Raw genomic sequence first — 17,168 nt, 5'->3', positions numbered from 1 at the left:
CAAATTGTTGATGTTTGTATTTTGTTATCAATGTAAACAAAAAAATTATAAATTTAATAAATTTTAATATTATTGTGTGGTTAATGTCACAGTTTGTGAATATATTAAATGAAATTTATTATTATTTGATGATATAAACGCCTAATTATATGAATTGTAATTTGTTTACTAAACGGATTGCGGATATGTCTGGATAGCTTGCTAGGGGTGAGATGAATATCCAGATTTTTGATTTAAGGATTAAGTTGTCTGATGCAAGATAATGAAATAAGTACTGAGCCACCCCATTCTTCCCCGGAGCTGGACACCGGCCTGATTTGCCTGGCTATGTTGGCTAGGTTTCACAACATTGCTATATCGACTGAACAACTTTCACACGAATTTTCCACTTCCAACCAAGGTCTTACCCTGAAGGAGCTGCTGCTGGCTGCTCGTCATTCAGGGCTGAAAGCCAAGGCTGTACACACAACACTTGCCAGACTTGAACATACTCCCTTGCCCGCCATTGCCATTGACCGAGATGGGCAGTTTTTTATTTTGGCTAAACTGGACAAAGAACAGGCTCTGATTCAGGACCCACGTTCGGCGCGTCCCGAAGTTATCAGCTTCGAGCAGCTTGAGCAGCGTTGGACAGGGCAACTGGTGCTTGTGCGTTCCAGTAACAGTCTGTCCGGAGAGACTTCTCGCTTTGACTTCACTTGGTTTATCCCGGCTATCGTCAAATATCGCAAGTTGTTGGGGGAAGTTTTGCTAGGGTCTTTTGCCTTGCAGCTGTTTGCCTTGGTGACGCCGTTGTTCTTTCAGGTGGTTATGGACAAAGTACTGGTGCATCACGGCCTAACCACACTGGATGTTGTCGCGGCGGGATTGCTGGGCATCATGCTGTTCGAGTCGGCCTTGAGCGGTTTGCGTAGCTACGTGTTTGCTCATACGACCAGCCGTATTGATGTGCAGTTGGGATCGAGTCTTTTTCGGCACTTGATTAATCTGCCGCTGGCTTACTTCCAAGCCAGGAGAGTCGGTGATTCTGTGGCTCGTGTACGCGAACTGGAAAACATCCGCAGCTTCCTTACCGGCAACGCCATTACCCTGATGCTCGACGTGCTTTTTTCTCTGGTGTTCATCCTTGTGATGTTCTATTACAGCGGCTGGCTGACTCTCGTTGTGGTGTTATCATTGCCGCTCTATGCACTCGTCTCGGGGTTGGTTACACCTCTCTTGCGTAAGCGATTACAGGATAGCTTTACACGTAACGCCGAGAATCAGGCATTCCTTGTCGAAACGGTAAATGGCATCGATACCCTAAAGTCAATGGCGGTTGAACCGCAGGCCATCCGCAAGTGGGACAACCAACTGGCGGCTTATGTTGCCGCAGGTTTCAAAACACAGACCTTATCCACTATCGCCAATGAAAGCGTCTCGCTTATTGGCAAGTTAGTGACGGTCGCCACACTCTGGCTCGGCGCCCGCCTCGTGATAGACGGGCAGCTGTCAGTGGGGGAACTGATCGCATTCAATATGCTGGCTGGCCGTGTCAGCGGCCCTATCATGCGTCTGGCGCAACTGTGGACCAGCTTCCAGCAGACCGGGGTCTCAGTGCAGCGTCTGGGAGACATCCTTAATTCCCGTACTGAATTGTCTCAGGCTACACGTAGTACAGTACCGCCGCTCAAGGGGCAGGTAGCGTTCGAACAGGTACATTTTCGTTATCGGGCTGATGGTTCTGAGGTGCTGCGCGGAGTCAACTTGGTCATTGGCGCGGGAGAAATCATTGGTGTGGTGGGTCGCTCCGGTTCCGGTAAAAGCACCCTGACCCGCTTGTTGCAGCGGCTCTATGTTCCTGAGCGTGGACGGGTCATGGTCGATGGCATGGACTTGGCATTGGCTGATGTGTCCTCGCTGCGTCGGCAGATTGGTGTGGTGTTGCAGGACAATATGCTATTCAACCGCAGCATTCGTGAAAACATTGCCTTGAGCGATCCGGGGGCGCCGCTCGAAGTGGTCATGCATGCCGCCCGTATGGCTGGAGCCCATGAATTCATCCTTGAACTGCCCGAAGGTTACGACACCATTGTGGGTGAGCACGGAGCGTCACTTTCGGGTGGTCAACGGCAACGGGTAGCCATTGCCCGAGCCTTGATCGGCAATCCTCGCATTTTGATTTTTGACGAGGCGACCAGTGCGCTGGACTACGAGTCTGAACGGGTTGTCCAGCAGAACATGCAAAGCATTTGCAAGGGGCGTACGGTCATCATTATCGCTCATCGGTTGTCCGCTGTACGCGACGCGCATCGTATCCTCGTGATGGATCGCGGGCAGATCGTTGAACAGGGAGACCACGCCGAGTTACTGGCGCGTCAGGACGGCCACTATGCACGGCTGTATCGAATGCAGCAGGGCTGAAAGGCTTCCATTTCCCGAACGTACGATGAAAGCGGCTAATAACGTAATCAATGGTTAATAACACAAGCAATGGTTAATAACACAGTCAGAGGTAGATGTGACCAAGATAAACATACTCCGATTCAAGGAAAATAACTTCGAATGAGCGCCACCCTTCCCTTATTGCAGCGTTATCGTCACGCGTGGCGTCAGTCTTGGCGCCAACGTAAAAGCATGGACGTGTCGCCGCGACTTGCTCATGAATTACAGTTTTTACCGACGGCTTTGGAGTTGCAGGAAACACCTGTTCACCCAGCACCGAGGATTTTCACCTGGGGCATTATGGGTTTCGCTGTATTGGCGTTGCTCTGGGCCTACATCGGCAAAATCGAGGTAGTGGCTATCGCTCCGGGAAAGGTTGTTCCCAATGGCAAGACCAAGTTGATTCAATCTAGCGAAACGGCGGTGGTCAGAGCGATCCACGTCAATGATGGTCAGACGGTGAAAGTCGGCGAATTGTTGGTCGAACTCGACCCGACGGCGGCGAATGCCGACGTCAGCCGGATTCAGAGCGAGCTGCTGGCTGCTCGTATCGACAGTGCGCGGAGTGCCGCTATGCTTGATGCTATCAATCAGCAACAGTCGCCGGCGTCGCTGGTAGGGACGATTGCCAACGCCAACCCTGAGCAGGTGCTCAGTGCTCAGCGCTGGCTTCAAGGACAATACCAGGAATACCGCAGCAATCTAGAGTTGGTGGACGCAGAAATCCTCCAACGCAGTGCCGAAATCCAGTCTGCCCAGTCTCAGGTGGCTAGCCTGCAAAAAACGTTACCGATTGCTACGCGATTGGCCGAGGATTACCAACGGTTATTAACAAAACAGTATGTGTCGCGGCATGAATATCTGGAAAAAGAGCAGACTCGGCTGGATCTGCAACGCCAGTTAAGCGTACAGCAGGCCAGTGTCTTGCAGCACACCGCCGCCCGGGACGAAGCGCGACGTCGGCGTGAGGCTGTTGTTGCGCAAAATCGCCGCGCTATGCTCGACCTGCAACAGGAAGCCAACAAAAAAGCAGCAACCTTGGTTCAGGAGCTGGCGAAGGCCCATTACCATGAAACCCTGACCAGCCTCAAAGCCCCGGTGGTTGGCACAGTTCAACAACTTGCTATCCATACCGTCGGTGGTGTGGTAACACCGGCACAGCCGCTGATGGTTATTGTTCCCGCAGACCAACCGGTAGAAGTGGAAGCCATGCTGGAAAACAAGGATGTGGGTTTCGTTCACGTTGGCCAACCAGTCACTGTCAAGGTGGAAACTTTCACTTTCACCAAGTACGGTACCGTTGACGGTGAAGTGCTCAACGTATCGAACGACGCTATCGAGGATGAAAAACGTGGGCTTATCTATAGCAGCCGTATTCGCTTGAAGTCTGATCACGTGCTGGTCAATGGTCAGCGAGTCGCGCTGTCTCCGGGCATGTCGATCACGGCAGAAATAAAAACCGATCAACGTCGAGTGATCGATTACTTCCTAAGCCCGTTGCAGCAGCATCTGGATGAAAGCCTGAGAGAACGATAAGAGAACGGCGGCTCGTGGGGGCAGCTCTGTGAACCCGGCTCGCTATACTCACCGTTTTCCGCGTTTGAGATAACTTATTGTTAATGGTCAAAGATGGTTTTTCACAGTTTTACTTTGTTTGGAGTGACGTGATGAAAATATTACGGGTACATGAAAGATTCAAAAATTGGCGAAATATTATTATTTTTATGAGCTGCACCTTATTAATGGCATGCTCTAAGTACATTGATATATACAGACCGATTGATGTATCGAAGTCTGGTCAATCAGTAAAAATTGATTTTGAAATCAGCAAGGAAGGTAATTATCAGTTTGTCCTGCTGTTTGAAACTGGGGAGGGTTATGATGAAATGGAAAGGAGGTTTAAGTTGTTTGGGAGAACTGATAAAGATGGAGTAATAATCCCTGTTTCACTCCATATCGTTAAAGATGGAGAGATTTTTTTTGACAAGAAAATAAATGCTAGGGGATACGATGGGGGACAAGCCTTCTATTACGAAGAGAAATATGTAAATACGGCGGTGCGAGAAATTAAAACATTTTTGTTACCCCCCGGGCGTTACTCTGCGGTTATTACCACCCTGGGGGATGTTCCCGCTTTTAGTGGAATCGAGAGTTTTGTTGGATTCACCTATTACGATCCGAAGATTTAAAATGGTATCAGTATAAACAAAGGAAATATCAAATTTTGGAGTGATGAAATTAAAGTATTACGTATATATGAAAGGTTCAAAAACTGGCGCAATATTATTATTTTTTTAAGTGGCGCTTGGTTATTGGCCAGCTATATATACATTGATATATACAAACCGATAGATATAACGAAGCTTGGCCAATCCGTCAAGATTGATTTTGAAATTATAAACGAAAGAGACTATCAGTTTGCCCTGCTGTTTGCTACTGGGGATGATCATGATGAAATGGAAAGGCGATTTAAGTTGTTCGGAGATCTTGGTAACGATGGGATTATTATTCCAGTTTCGCTTCGTTTGGTTAAAGACGGTCAGGTTCTTTTTGATGGAGAAATAAACACGCTGGGGACCGGCTGGGAGCACGCCATTCATTATAAAAAGAAAAAAATAAATACGGCGGGGCGTAATATTGAAATATTTAAATTACCTCCTGGAAGTTACTCTGCGGTAATTACCACCTTGGAAGATGCCCCTGCTTTTCATGGCATTGAGAGTTTTGTTCAGCTCACGTATTTTCCGAGTATTTAAAATAGTATCAGCGTATACTTTACAAATTTTAAGTTGAGGTTCGCAAGATGAAAGCAACTTATTATCTCCCCCATACTATGGAGAGGTAATAAATACATATTGAAGTACGACAAGCATAAGTAAATAAAATATCAAAATTTGGAATGACATAATGAAAGTTTTACAGGTTTATGAAATGTTCAAAAAATGGTACAAGATGATTATTTTTTTAAGTTGTGCTTGGTTGGCGGCCTGCTCTGAGCCCATTGATATATACAGGCCGATTGATGTGACGCAATCTGACCAATCAGTCAAGATTGATTTTGAAATCAGCAAGATTGGAGATTATCAGTTTGCCCTGTTGTTTGCTACTGGGCGTGGTCATGGTGAAATGGAAAGACGATTTAAGTTATTCGGGGATCTTAATCATGATGGGGCTGCTATTCCCGTTTCGCTTCGCTTGGTTAAAAACGGCGAGATTTTTTTTGACGGGAAAATAAACGCCGTGGGAACCGGTTGGGGGAGTACCGTCTATGATAAAGCAAGAAGTATAAATACGGCAGTGCGCAATATTAAAATACTTGAGTTACCCCCGGGGAGTTACTCTGCGGTAATTACCACCTTGGAGGATGTGCCTGCTTTTCATGGGATTGAGAGTTTTGTCGAGTTCACTTATTACAATCCGAAGATTTAATAAGATTTAAAATGGTATCAGTATAAACAAAGAAAATATTAAAATTTGGAGTGATGAAATGAAAATATTACAGGTATATGAAAGATTTAAAAATTGGCTAAATATTATTATTTTTATGAGCTGTACATTATTAATGGCCTGCTCTAAGCACATTGATATATACAGACCGATTGACGTATCGAAGTCTGGTCAATCAGTTAAAATTGATTTTGAAATCAGCAAGGCTGGAAATTATCAGTTTGCCCTGCTGTTTGATAAAGGGGATGACTATGAAGAAATGAAAAGGCGGCTTGAATTGTTCGGGAATGTTGATAAGGACGGGGTAATAACCCCTGTTTCGCTTCGTCTGGTTAAAGATAGCAAGATTTTTTTTGACAAAAAAATAAATGCAGGAGGACGTGGTTGGGGACAGTCTTTCGATTACGAAGGGAGAAGAATAAATATGGCTGTGCGAAACATTAAAATACTGGAGTTACCCCCCGGACGTTACTCCGCGGTAATTACCACACTGGAGGATATCCCTGTTTTTAATGGTATTGAGAGTTTTGTTGAATTCAACCATTACGATCCGAAGATTTAAGAAGGTTTAAAATGGTATCGATATAAATAGAGAAAATATTAAAATTTGGAGTGACGTGATGAAAGTATTACGGGTACATGAAAGGTTAAAAAACTGGCGCAATATTATGATTTTTTTAAGTTGTGCCTGGTTAGTGGCATGTTCTGAGTCCATCAATATATACAGACCGATTGACGTGTCGAAGTCTGGTCAGTCAGTCAAAATTGATTTTGAAATCAGAAAGAAAGGAGATTATCAGTTTTCCCTGCTGTTTGCTAGAGGGCATGGTCATGATGAAATGAACAGGCGAGATGAGTTATTTGGGAGTATTGATGATGACGGGGTGACAACTCCCGTTTCGCTTCATTTGGTTAGAAACGGCCAGGTTTTCTTTGACAAGAAAATAAACGCAGGGGGATATGCTTGGGGGCACGCTTTCTATTACGAAGAGAGAAGGGTAAATACGGTTGTGCGAGAAATTAAAACATTTTCGTTACCCCCCGGACGTTACTCTGCGGTAATTACCACCCTGGAGGATGTCCCTGTTTTTAATGGAATTGAAAGTTTTGTCGAGTTCACTTATTACAATCCGAAAATTTAACGAGAATTACTTTATTTGGAGTGACGAAATGAAAATATTACGGGTACATGAAAGGTTTAAAAACTGGCAAAACATTATTATTTTTATGAGTTGCACTTTATTAATGGCATGCTCTAAGCACATTGATATATACAAACCGATTGACGTGTCGAAGTCTGGTCAGTTAGTCAAAATTGATTTTGAAATCAGCAAGGCTGGAAATTATCAGTTTGCCCTGCTGTTTGATAAAGGGGATGACTATGAAGAAATGAAAAGGCGGCTTGAATTGTTCGGGAATGTTGATAAGGATGGGGTAATAACCCCTGTTTCGCTTCGTCTGGTTAAAGATAGCAAGATTTTTTTTGACAAAAAAATAAATGCAGGAGGACGTGGTTGGGGACAGTCTTTCGATTACGAAGGGAGAAGAATAAATATGGCTGTGCGAAACATTAAAATACTGGAGTTACCCCCCGGACGTTACTCCGCGGTAATTACCACACTGGAGGATATCCCTGCCTTTAATGACATCGAGAGTTTTGTTGAATTCGCCTATTTTAATCCAAAGATTTAATTTATTCAGAAAAAAACAAAGAGAAATAACAAGTAGAGGAAATAATAAGTATGGAAAAGAAATATACTGTGACCTATAAAGTTGCTCCGATGGGGGCGAAGTATGTTTATCAGGAAGATAAGAACGAACATAAAACGGGAGACGTACATTCTTCATCCGGCGGTCATATGTGGTATGTTTTGAATGACGGGAGCGGAAATGAAATAAGTTACGGTTTCGAGTCAAGGTATGATGAACCGTGGGGCGAAGGGCGAGTAACAAATAATGATAATGCTGCCTACCAACAGATCTCTTATGAAGTTACCGTAGCCTTGACTGAAGCTCAGTATAACAAGTTAGTCAAATTTTCGGAAAATCCAAAGAAAATAGGTGGATTTAGGGATAAAGAATACAGTGTGAACAGCAACAGTTGTGTAGATTTCGTGTTTTTCTCATTAACATCCATTGGATATAATACGCATGGTATGCAAGGAAATCAGTTTCCCGTAAATAACATTATTCCTTTGAGTAATATGTTAAAATATAATGGAGCTGAAATTATTCGTAACAATCTGGTTCGTGATGGTAAGTATTATGAGTATCATGAGGCAAGAGATGTTATTAAAACTTTATGGTTGACCCCAGATGAGAATAAGCGCGTTTCCCCACCATCGACAAACTTGATTAATATTGATATCAATTCTTCTCCACAGCCGCAGAAACATATTCAGGGCGAAAACAAAGCTCAGCAGGATGTTGCCAACGGGTTTATACAAAATGCCGCGACACATAAAATATCTGCTCTTGGAGATATCCTCAATAAAACAGACTTCACCTCAACCCAAATGGCAAGCCTTGCCACCGGTGGTATTCGTCCCGGTGAAATGCAGCTCGACCCCAATGTCCGACCTAACACCTATCTGTCGGAGTTCTACAAGCCTTTCTACCAACCCGGGGACACTAGCAAGCTGGACTTTGGCCTGCGCAACGCCGTGACGTTGAACGGTTTATCGGCGATGACGACGTTCAACACCTATGTTGACCCGTTGTTATTAGATTTGAGTGGCAATGGTGTGCACATGACCGACATCCGTGATGGCGTACTGTTCGATATGGACAACAGTGGAACGTTCAAGCGTAGCGGTTGGGCAGATAGCAATACCGGAATACTGGTGATCGACGATGGTAGCGGTCAGATAAAAAATGCCAGTCAGATGTTCTCCGAGTATTACAGTGGTAAGGCCGGAATAAACGGAGCCGCTGGCGAAAAAAAATTCAAGGATGGTTTTGGTGCCTTAGCCAGTGAAGATGCCAACAAGGATGGAGTGATTGATGAACGTGATCCTATCTGGAGCCAGTTGCGGGTTTGGGTCGACAGCACCCACGATGCAAAAGTCGATGCGGGCGAACTCAAGACACTGGCGGAATTGGGTATTACCCAGATAAACGTCCGGGCTTTGGACAAAGCAGAAGTGCGTGATGGGAATAAGGTCGTTGCCAGTGGATCGTTTACTATCAATGGTAAAACTCAGGAAATGCTGGCCGTCGATTTTCTTGGTGATACTGTTAGCAACACCCTGAGTACTCAGGGTGCTGGCACGAAAGTGACTTCCACCACCAAAGGTATCACTACCACGGCTTATGCCAGTCAGAGTAACACAGATGAAACCCTAAATGCTGAGCAATTGGGAGTAAGCAATCTATATGGTGGTAGCGGCAATGATACGTTGATTGCGGCAAAAACCGGCAGTTGGCTGGTCGGGGGCGCGGGAAGCAATACCTATGTTGGCGGTGCCGGCGATGACGTTTTTGTCATCAGCGCTTCTGACGATACGAAAAACATTCACGGCAATGGGGGAAATGATACAGCGATCATTGTTGGTAACAAAGGCATAGAACTGAACATGGCCGAGGCCGGTTTAACTATGGCTCAAGGCGGGAGCGGCAGTGATGTCATTAAAAGCGGAGGAGCCAACGGTGTCTTTATCAAGGGAGGTTCCGGCGATTCAGTTTTGGTCGGTGGAATGGGTAACGATGTCCTGGTCGGCGGCAGCGGACATAACACCATCATTGGCGGCAGTGGCAAGTCGGTTATCTATGCCGGTCCTCAGGGCGACACAATCTATGCTTCCGAAGGCGGCAGCATTATTCACGCTGGCGGCGGCGCCGATAAAATTTTCGGCGGTTTGGGTGACGACGTAATCGAAGTGGGTCACGGCAATGCAACTATTGATGGTGACGGCGGGGTCAACATCGTCAGCCTACACGGTAACCACGGCGATTATCAGATCACCCGTACCGATAGCGGATATATCGTGGCCGACAAGGTCGCCGGACGTGACGGCACGGTAACGCTGAAAAATATCCAGAAACTCAATTTTTCAGATATTTCAGCTGTTGATTTACAAATACCTGATGCTATGCCTGTCGAGGATGTCCTCACCCACGACAAGGACGGCAAGGTTTTTGATCGTACTCAGCCTCATCTGATTTCCGCAGAGAGCCTACTGGCCAACGATCAACACCTTAACAGTCAGGGAGCCTTGCGCATTGCCAATGTTGGGGATGCGATAGGCGGTATGGTCAAACTCACAGCCCAGGGCGATGTCTTGTTTACCCCAGACCCGAATTACACTGGCTTGATTAGCTTCAAATACGGTGTCACCGATGCGGCCGGTAATCCTTCGGCATCGGTAGTAGACCTGAACAGCGGGGAGACTGCGCCGATGCGTGCTCCTGTCACGTTACTGACCCCGGAAGTTCCTCTCGATCCATTGGCTGCTCAGCAGTGGTATCTGAGCGATGCCAATATTCTGCCGGTCTGGAAGGACTACACCGGCAAGGGAGTACGCATTGGTCAGTTCGAGCCGGGAGGTAAGTTTGCCACCGCGCCTGAAATATTTGATATCAATCACCCCGACCTTGCGGCGAATGTCGACAAAGCTTGGTTGCAGACTCAACAAACCAATGGCGCCTTGCCGGACGTGGTCTCCAACCACGCGACAATGGTGGCGGGTGTGATGGTCGCGGCGAAAAATAATGCAGGTGGCGTCGGGGTTGCCCATGATGCTACGTTGGGCGGCTATTATCTGGCCAATGACGGTGCCGATCTTGCGGGACTGGGGCATATGGTCAGTTTTGACGTTGCCAACAATAGCTGGGGATTTACCAACGATTTCGCACTCAGCAGCTTTCAGGACGGCTCTATAAATACCGCCGCGTCGCTGAGTATGAATGCGCAGTACGCGGCGGCTAATGGTCGTGGCGGATTGGGTACCGTTATCGTAGCGGCGGGCGGCAATAATCGTGCAGAAGGCGGCAATGCCCAAGGGTCGCTGACCAATAACAACCGTTTTTCGGTGGAAGTCGGTGCGATCAACGCACAGGGCGATTTGTCGACTTTGCAGATTGGCTCTTCACCGTTCTCCAATCCGGGAGCCAGCCTGCTGGTTTCGGCGCCGGGCAGCAATGTCGTGTCTACCAGCCATATGCTGAAAACTGAACGTGGCTCAACTTTCGGCAATGACTACACCAGCATGCAAGGCACCAGCTTTGCCGCTCCGATAATTTCCGGTGTTGTTGCGCTGATGCTTGAGGCCAACCCGAACTTAGGTTATCGGGATGTGCAGCAGATCCTTGCTCTATCCGCTCGCAAGATCAATGATCCATCTACCAAATGGAACGATAATAACAGCCATAGCTGGAATGGCGGCGGTATGCATACCAGCAACGATTATGGTTTTGGTCAAGTCGATGCGCGAGCGGCTGTTCGTTTGGCCGAGTCTTGGATGACTCAAAGCACCGCTGCTAACGAGTACGTCTATAGCGCATCCAGCGGCCCTCTGGGGAAAACCTTGGCCGCGGGTGAGACGCTAACGTCGTCCATCGCCATGAATGCCGGTCTGAATGTCGAGCATGTCGAGATCGATTTTGACGCCCAAGTAGGCCGTCTTGGCGATCTGACGCTCAAACTGATCTCTCCTGATGGCACTCAGAGCATATTGCTCAATCGTCAGGGTAAGGTTCCAGACGGCATGCCGGGCGCGAGTGCGACCGATCTGGGTAGTAGTCAATCGGGGACGTTCAAGTACAGCTTTATGTCGACCCATGATTTTGGCGAACGCTCGGCTGGCAACTGGACCCTCCAAGTGACCGATGCGAATTCCGGCCTGCCGGTCACATTAAATGCCTGGTCGCTACGTTTGTACGGCAGCAAGAACACCCCGGATGACACTTACTTTTACACCGACGAATATATCCAGTCGGTGGTCAAGCAGGCCAACCGCGCGGTGCTGGATGATGCGGTCAATGGCGTGGCGGGAGGGCGTAATACCCTCAATGCGGCGGCTGTTTCACGGGATACCTCAGTTAACTTGCTGACCGGTGTTGCCAGTATTGGCGGCGCAGCGTTGACGATAAAGAATCCGTCGGGCATTCAGAACATTATCACCGGAGATGGCAACGATACGCTGGTCGCTGGTAATGCCGATGCATTGCTTGATGGCGGGCGTGGAAACAACACACTGGCAGGAGGCGCGGGTAAGGACTTCTTTGTGGTCCACCGTCGTGAGGCGGGCAGCGATATTATCAGCAACTTCGAGGCTGCTCGTGGCGAAATTATCGATCTGGTAGGATTTGGTGGCAAAAAATTTGCCGATCTGTTGCTGACGCAGCAGGGGGCGGATGTTAAGGTCGATCTGGGTAAGGGGCAGAGCATTGTTCTGAAAAATCAGACACTCGCCGGGATCGGTGCGACGAACTTCGAGTTCCAAGACACCTTTATCGCCCCGGTGGCTTACACGAGTAGTGACGCTTCAACACTCCAGCCACAAGAAGGCTTGGGAACCGTGATCCTTAAGGGCGGCGGCAAGGGCGTCATGCTTACTAGCGATGCTCAGGGTCAGATGAAATTTAGCTTGAATGGGACTATCTATAGTCATGACAGTGCGGTGTCAGACGTTTTTGTGGTGGCAGCCCAACCGGGCGTCAAGGACTACAAGAATGCATTACGTGGATTCCGTCATGGCATTGATAAAATTGATTTGCGTCAAACCGGAATCACTGATTTCAGCCAACTAACCATCACTAAGAGTAATCGTGGCACGATCAACGGCCTGTCACAAATTCATGGCGTTGAAGTTATCTTTAATGGGGCCAGCGGTACTGATTCAAACGTGAAGCTGCTGTATCTCGATACCTTGGATATTTCGCAGGTTGATGCTGCCGACTTCCTCTTTGCGGAGCCTTCGCCGGATTTGGTGCCAACGGTTGGGCCAGTGGTGACGCAATCTCCTGATAAACCGACGGTGACTTTCCCTGACGCATTAACACCGATCACTATTCCTAAGTGGGAACCGGTGACTATTCCTCCTATTGAGTGGGAACCGATTAAGTTTGAACCGTTCACTTTTCCTAAAGTTGAACCGATTGATATGTCTAAGTTTGAACTGACTGTTACCCCTGAGCGGGAAGCGATCAGTATCCCTCCTTTTGAACTACACCTAATGCCCAGCGTTCCGAAAATTGAGCCAGCGGTGGAACCTACACCAGTGACTACTGATCCTAATTCCATTACGGTCGAAATTCCCTTTGCCAAGGTTACTTTGGGGGACGAGAGCAAGACTATCAATGTGGAAGCTATGGGTGGCAATGTGGTTGCCGGCAACGGTGACAATAAGGTGAATGTGATGGGCCGTTCTGCCGATATCACGTTAGGTAATGGTAACAACGTTATTGTCGGTAATGTCGACAGACTAACAGTCGGACATGGCAACAACACCATTAAAGCGTCGGGAACCTTCACGAAAGTAAAAGTAGGGGATGGTCATAACCATATCGTGACCAGCGGTGAGATGTCGACGGTAGAAGTAGGGAATGGTGATAATCATATCGTGACCAGCGGTATTATGTCGAAAGTGAAAGTCGGGGATGGTAATAACAATATTGTGACCAGTGGCACTATGTCGACGGTGGAAGTCGGGCATGGGGACAATGATTTGGAATTTAGCGGTAATATGGGGCGGTTGGTGTTCGGAAAGGATATCAGCCCTGAGCGTCTGTGGTTCCAGCATGAAGGGCAGGATCTGCAAATTTCAGTCATTGGCAGCAAGCAGGAGGTAACGCTGCATAATTGGTATTCCAGTCACCCCGAACGACCAAGTAACATCATGGCCGGTGATGGTCATCGGTTGATGGACAGTGATGTCGAACACCTTGTCCAGGCTATGGCTGCATTCGCGCCGCCAGCGCCTGCGACCGCAATGCTCGGCGATGTCGAGCAACAGCGGCTGCAACCTGTGCTGGCAGCTAACTGGCACTAACTCGGTAACAAGGCCCGCGATGGTTATCGCGGGTCTTCCATAAATAGGTGAATTGCGTCGTTTAACAAAACCTGCGGAATTCTCCCTCCTGAATGCTCATTGTGAGTAAAACGCGCTTTTAGCATTAGGGGGAGATGGAGAATAAATAGCTCGAAGAGCTGTTATTTCGTTGGGTTTTCTTGCTTCTGGATATCTATTTTTAGTCTCTTAATCGGAGCGCCGTCTGCGGTAATCATACAATATGCACGAGTCCAAAGTCCCAGTTTCCAGTAAAAACGGCTGATATATTCAGCATACTCTTTTCGTAAAAGTCGGCTTTTTCGGCATGAATGCGTTTATTACTGTGGTTCCAAACTTAACATAAGGATTTTAGAACGGCGTTGATAGTTGTATAACACTTGTTTCTGAATCGGTAGCATTGAGAGTTCTGCGGGCTCAAAACCCCGTTCCTGGAACCAATGAATGCTGCGGGTAGTCAGAACAAACAGTTTTTCCAGTCCGAACTGTTTGGCGTGCTCCGCAATGCGATTCAGTAATACTTCACCTCTTAAAGAGCTGCGGTATTTAGGATGAACGGCTAAACAAGCCATTTCGCCAATTTTCTCATCAGGATAAGGATAGAGCGCAGCACAGGCGATAGTCAGGTTATCGCGTTCGATAATGATGAATTTATCAATTTCTCTTTCAAGTTGTTCTCTTGAACGGCGAACCAAAATGCCTTGTTGTTCCAGTGGGCGAATAAGTTCGAGAATACCACCAATATCATTGATATTAGCCCGGCGTATTTGTTCTGCACTTTCCATCACTATTTGAGTGCCAATGCCATCTCGGGAGAATAATTCTTGAAGTAGAGAACCATCTGCCTGATAACTTAATAAATGGCTGCGGCGAACACCACGACGGCAAGCTTTTACTGCACTCCGTAAAAAACGGACTGTGCCTGAATAGTAATCACCTTTAACTTCTAGTTTTTTAATTAACTCCGGTGCTTGATTAAGAAAAACTTCCGATAGAATTTTTCCGTCTTCATCTTGTACACCTTGAGTAGAGCAGAAACCAATCAGTTTTTCAGCCTGTAGTGTGATAGCTAACTGCGTAGCAACATCTTCAAATGCCAGATTAAAACTCTCTCCGGTAACAGAAACTGCAACAGGACCAATTAGCACGATTGCTCCACTGTCTAATTGGCGATTTATGGCATGTTCATCGATACGGCGAATTTTTCCACTGTGGCAATAATCCACACCATCATCAACGCCAAGCGGTTGAGCAATAATGAAGTTACCGCTGACAACATTAATATTGGCTCCTTGTAACGGGGTATTATTTAGGTTCATAGAAAGACGTGCGGTAATATCCAGTTGCAGCAAACCAGCAGATTGTTTGACTAATTCTAATGTTTTATTATCGGTTACACGGGTATGTTTGTGGTAAATCGGTTGGTAATGATGGTCTACAAGATTTTGTTCAATTTGAGGTCTGGCGCCATAAACGACGACCAGGCGGATACCCAAACTATGCAACAATCCTATATCGTTGATAATATTGGTAAAATTTTCATGGGCAATAGCCTCTCCACCAAGCATAATAACAAAGGTTTTACCACGATGTGCATTGATGTACGGAACAGAATGACGAAATCCTTCAACTAATTCGGTGCTGCGTTCTTTCATAACAGACTCTCGATTGAATTTTTATTCGTAATTTATGCTTTTTTATTCCTTTTGAGAGAAAATGGCAAGAGGCAATTCAGATAAAAACATTTTCATATACCTGTAGACGTTAATAATTTGCAAAATATAAAATGCTGTTTATTGATGACAGCATAATGCCGATTGGTTAAAGTTTTTTATTTGATCGTTTCTTTGGTGAATATCACCTGAGTGTTTGTATTTTATGAATGGAATATTAAGTAGATGAGTCATTCAGATCATAATCTGTCACGACGTCGTTTGTTGCAGGGAGCCGCAGCGATGTGGTTACTTAGTGTTAGCCAGGTGGGTTACGCAGCGTCAGCAAAAGTTATAGCGGTACGTATTTGGCCAGCATCCAGTTATACCCGTGTGACTCTTGAATCCAATATTCCACTCAAATATCGCCAGTTTGTGTTAAAAAATCCAAATAGAATTGTGGTTGATCTTGAAGGTGTACAACTGAATCATACTCTAAGCGGGATGGGGGAGCAGATTCAATCCCGTGATCCTTATCTTAAACTGGTGAGGGTAGGGCAGTTTAATCCTAAAACTGTTCGCTTGGTGTTCGAAGTTAAGCAATCGGTCAACCCACATATGTTTACTTTGAAACCAGTGGCGAAATTTAAACATCGTTTGGTATTGGATATTTATCCGGCAGCGAGGGTTAATACGGATGATGATCCATTACTTGCTCTACTTGAAGAGTACAATAAAGGTCATTTAGCAGAAGATTTGCCAGTGGAAAGGCCAAAGTCAGGTAAAGCAGGTAAAGACAGGCCGATCATTATCATGCTTGATCCTGGACATGGAGGGGAAGATCCTGGCGCTATTGGCAAATATAAAACTCGTGAAAAAGACGTTGTTTTGCAAATTGCCCGTCGATTAAAAGCGCTTATTCAGCGTGAACCGGGTATGAAAGTTTATATGACCCGTAATGAAGATGTGTTTATCCCGCTAAAAGTCCGGGTGGCAAAAGCGCGTAAAATGCGAGCTGATCTCTTTGTTTCTATTCATGCTGATGCCGTTACTAACCGAGTTGCCCGTGGTTCTTCGGTTTTTGCACTCTCGACTAAAGGTGCAACCAGTAATACCGCACGTTTTCTAGCCCAGACGCAAAACGAAGCTGACCAAATTGGCGGAGTGAGTAAAAGCGGTGATAAGTATCTGGATCATACGATGTTTGATTTGTTACAAACTGCGACAATCAATGACAGCCTTAAATTTGGTAGCGAAGTGCTTAAGCGTATGGGCAAAGTGAATAAATTGCATAAAAATCGGGTGGATCAAGCTGGATTTGCGGTACTGAAAGCACCAGACATCCCTTCGATTCTGGTAGAGACTGCGTTTATTAGCAATTTGGAAGAGGAGCGGAAACTGAAAACCGCACGTTTCCAGCAGCAAGTCGCAGAGTCAATTTTTGCGGGTATCAAAGCTTATTTCAAGAATGGTGGTAATTTGGCGATTTGAACCCGCTGCTATGGGTAATTTTTGCTGTTAAAAAGGGAAGGGGCTATTTTCCTTTAGCCTATACTCCCTCCCCCTATTTTAGTGGGTAGTGATGAGTTGAACTGCCAGGCGCAAGCCCATGACACGCAGAATCGCACTTAGACTC

11 protein-coding genes and 1 pseudogene are annotated in these 17,168 nt (G+C 46.5%); 10 read left to right on the top strand and 2 right to left on the bottom strand.

Annotation, left to right across the window (positions count from 1 at the left end):
• Window positions 1–252: 252 nt before the first annotated feature.
• The 9 genes from AACQ83_RS06185 to AACQ83_RS06145 all read left to right on the top strand — a co-directional run bounded on the left by AACQ83_RS06185 (window position 253) and on the right by AACQ83_RS06145 (window position 13,862).
• Window positions 253–2,403 (top strand): type I secretion system permease/ATPase, encoded by a 2,151-nt coding sequence (locus AACQ83_RS06185; RefSeq protein ID WP_112876482.1) that lies wholly within the window; start codon window positions 253–255, stop codon window positions 2,401–2,403.
• Window positions 2,404–2,544: 141 nt separating this feature from the next.
• Complete coding sequence (locus AACQ83_RS06180; protein ID WP_112876483.1) at window positions 2,545–3,960, top strand: HlyD family type I secretion periplasmic adaptor subunit; 1,416 nt, start codon at window positions 2,545–2,547, stop codon at window positions 3,958–3,960.
• A gap of 131 nt (window positions 3,961–4,091) precedes the next feature.
• Window positions 4,092–4,613: a DUF5625 family protein gene (locus tag AACQ83_RS06175; protein WP_112876484.1), complete on the top strand. Its 522-nt coding sequence runs from the start codon at window positions 4,092–4,094 to the stop codon at window positions 4,611–4,613.
• A 123-nt stretch (window positions 4,614–4,736) separates the two neighbouring features.
• The gene (locus AACQ83_RS06170) at window positions 4,737–5,180 is read left to right on the top strand and encodes a DUF5625 family protein (protein ID WP_339366756.1); all 444 of its coding nucleotides are present in this window, start codon (window positions 4,737–4,739) and stop codon (window positions 5,178–5,180) included.
• Window positions 5,181–5,331: 151 nt separating this feature from the next.
• Entirely contained in the window at window positions 5,332–5,853 is a 522-nt protein-coding gene (locus AACQ83_RS06165) for a DUF5625 family protein (protein ID WP_112876486.1), read from the top strand.
• Window positions 5,854–5,911: 58 nt separating this feature from the next.
• Window positions 5,912–6,433 carry a DUF5625 family protein gene (locus AACQ83_RS06160; RefSeq protein ID WP_112876487.1) on the top strand — a complete coding sequence of 174 codons (522 nt, stop codon included), beginning with the start codon at window positions 5,912–5,914 and terminating at the stop codon, window positions 6,431–6,433.
• A gap of 58 nt (window positions 6,434–6,491) precedes the next feature.
• Entirely contained in the window at window positions 6,492–7,013 is a 522-nt protein-coding gene (locus AACQ83_RS06155) for a DUF5625 family protein (protein ID WP_112876488.1), read from the top strand.
• 28 nt (window positions 7,014–7,041) lie between these two features.
• On the top strand, window positions 7,042–7,563 hold the full coding sequence (locus AACQ83_RS06150; protein WP_112876489.1) for a DUF5625 family protein: 522 nt from the start codon (window positions 7,042–7,044) through the stop codon (window positions 7,561–7,563).
• Window positions 7,564–7,613: 50 nt separating this feature from the next.
• Window positions 7,614–13,862, top strand: a complete 6,249-nt coding sequence (locus AACQ83_RS06145) for a S8 family serine peptidase (RefSeq protein WP_112876490.1) — start codon at window positions 7,614–7,616, stop codon at window positions 13,860–13,862.
• Between the two features lie 161 nt (window positions 13,863–14,023).
• On the opposite strand, the pseudogene AACQ83_RS24550 reads toward AACQ83_RS06145, so the two are convergent.
• Together AACQ83_RS24550 and argA are read right to left on the bottom strand one after the other, a co-directional pair.
• Window positions 14,024–14,173 (bottom strand): annotated as a pseudogene (locus AACQ83_RS24550) (IS200/IS605 family transposase); the annotation flags it as partial.
• Window positions 14,174–14,200: 27 nt separating this feature from the next.
• Entirely contained in the window at window positions 14,201–15,535 is a 1,335-nt protein-coding gene (argA, locus tag AACQ83_RS06140) for an amino-acid N-acetyltransferase (protein WP_112876491.1), read from the bottom strand.
• A gap of 243 nt (window positions 15,536–15,778) precedes the next feature.
• Between argA and amiC the strand changes: the two genes are divergently transcribed.
• Window positions 15,779–17,023 carry an N-acetylmuramoyl-L-alanine amidase AmiC gene (amiC, locus tag AACQ83_RS06135; protein ID WP_112876492.1) on the top strand — a complete coding sequence of 415 codons (1,245 nt, stop codon included), beginning with the start codon at window positions 15,779–15,781 and terminating at the stop codon, window positions 17,021–17,023.
• Window positions 17,024–17,168: the final 145 nt, after the last annotated feature.

Origin of the sequence: Photorhabdus sp. S10-54, assembly GCF_963878145.1 — a bacterium.
Classification (GTDB): domain Bacteria; phylum Pseudomonadota; class Gammaproteobacteria; order Enterobacterales; family Enterobacteriaceae; genus Photorhabdus; species Photorhabdus kayaii.
The sequence above is the reverse complement of the archived record's forward strand: the minus strand, read 5'-3'. Positions and strand labels throughout refer to the sequence as shown.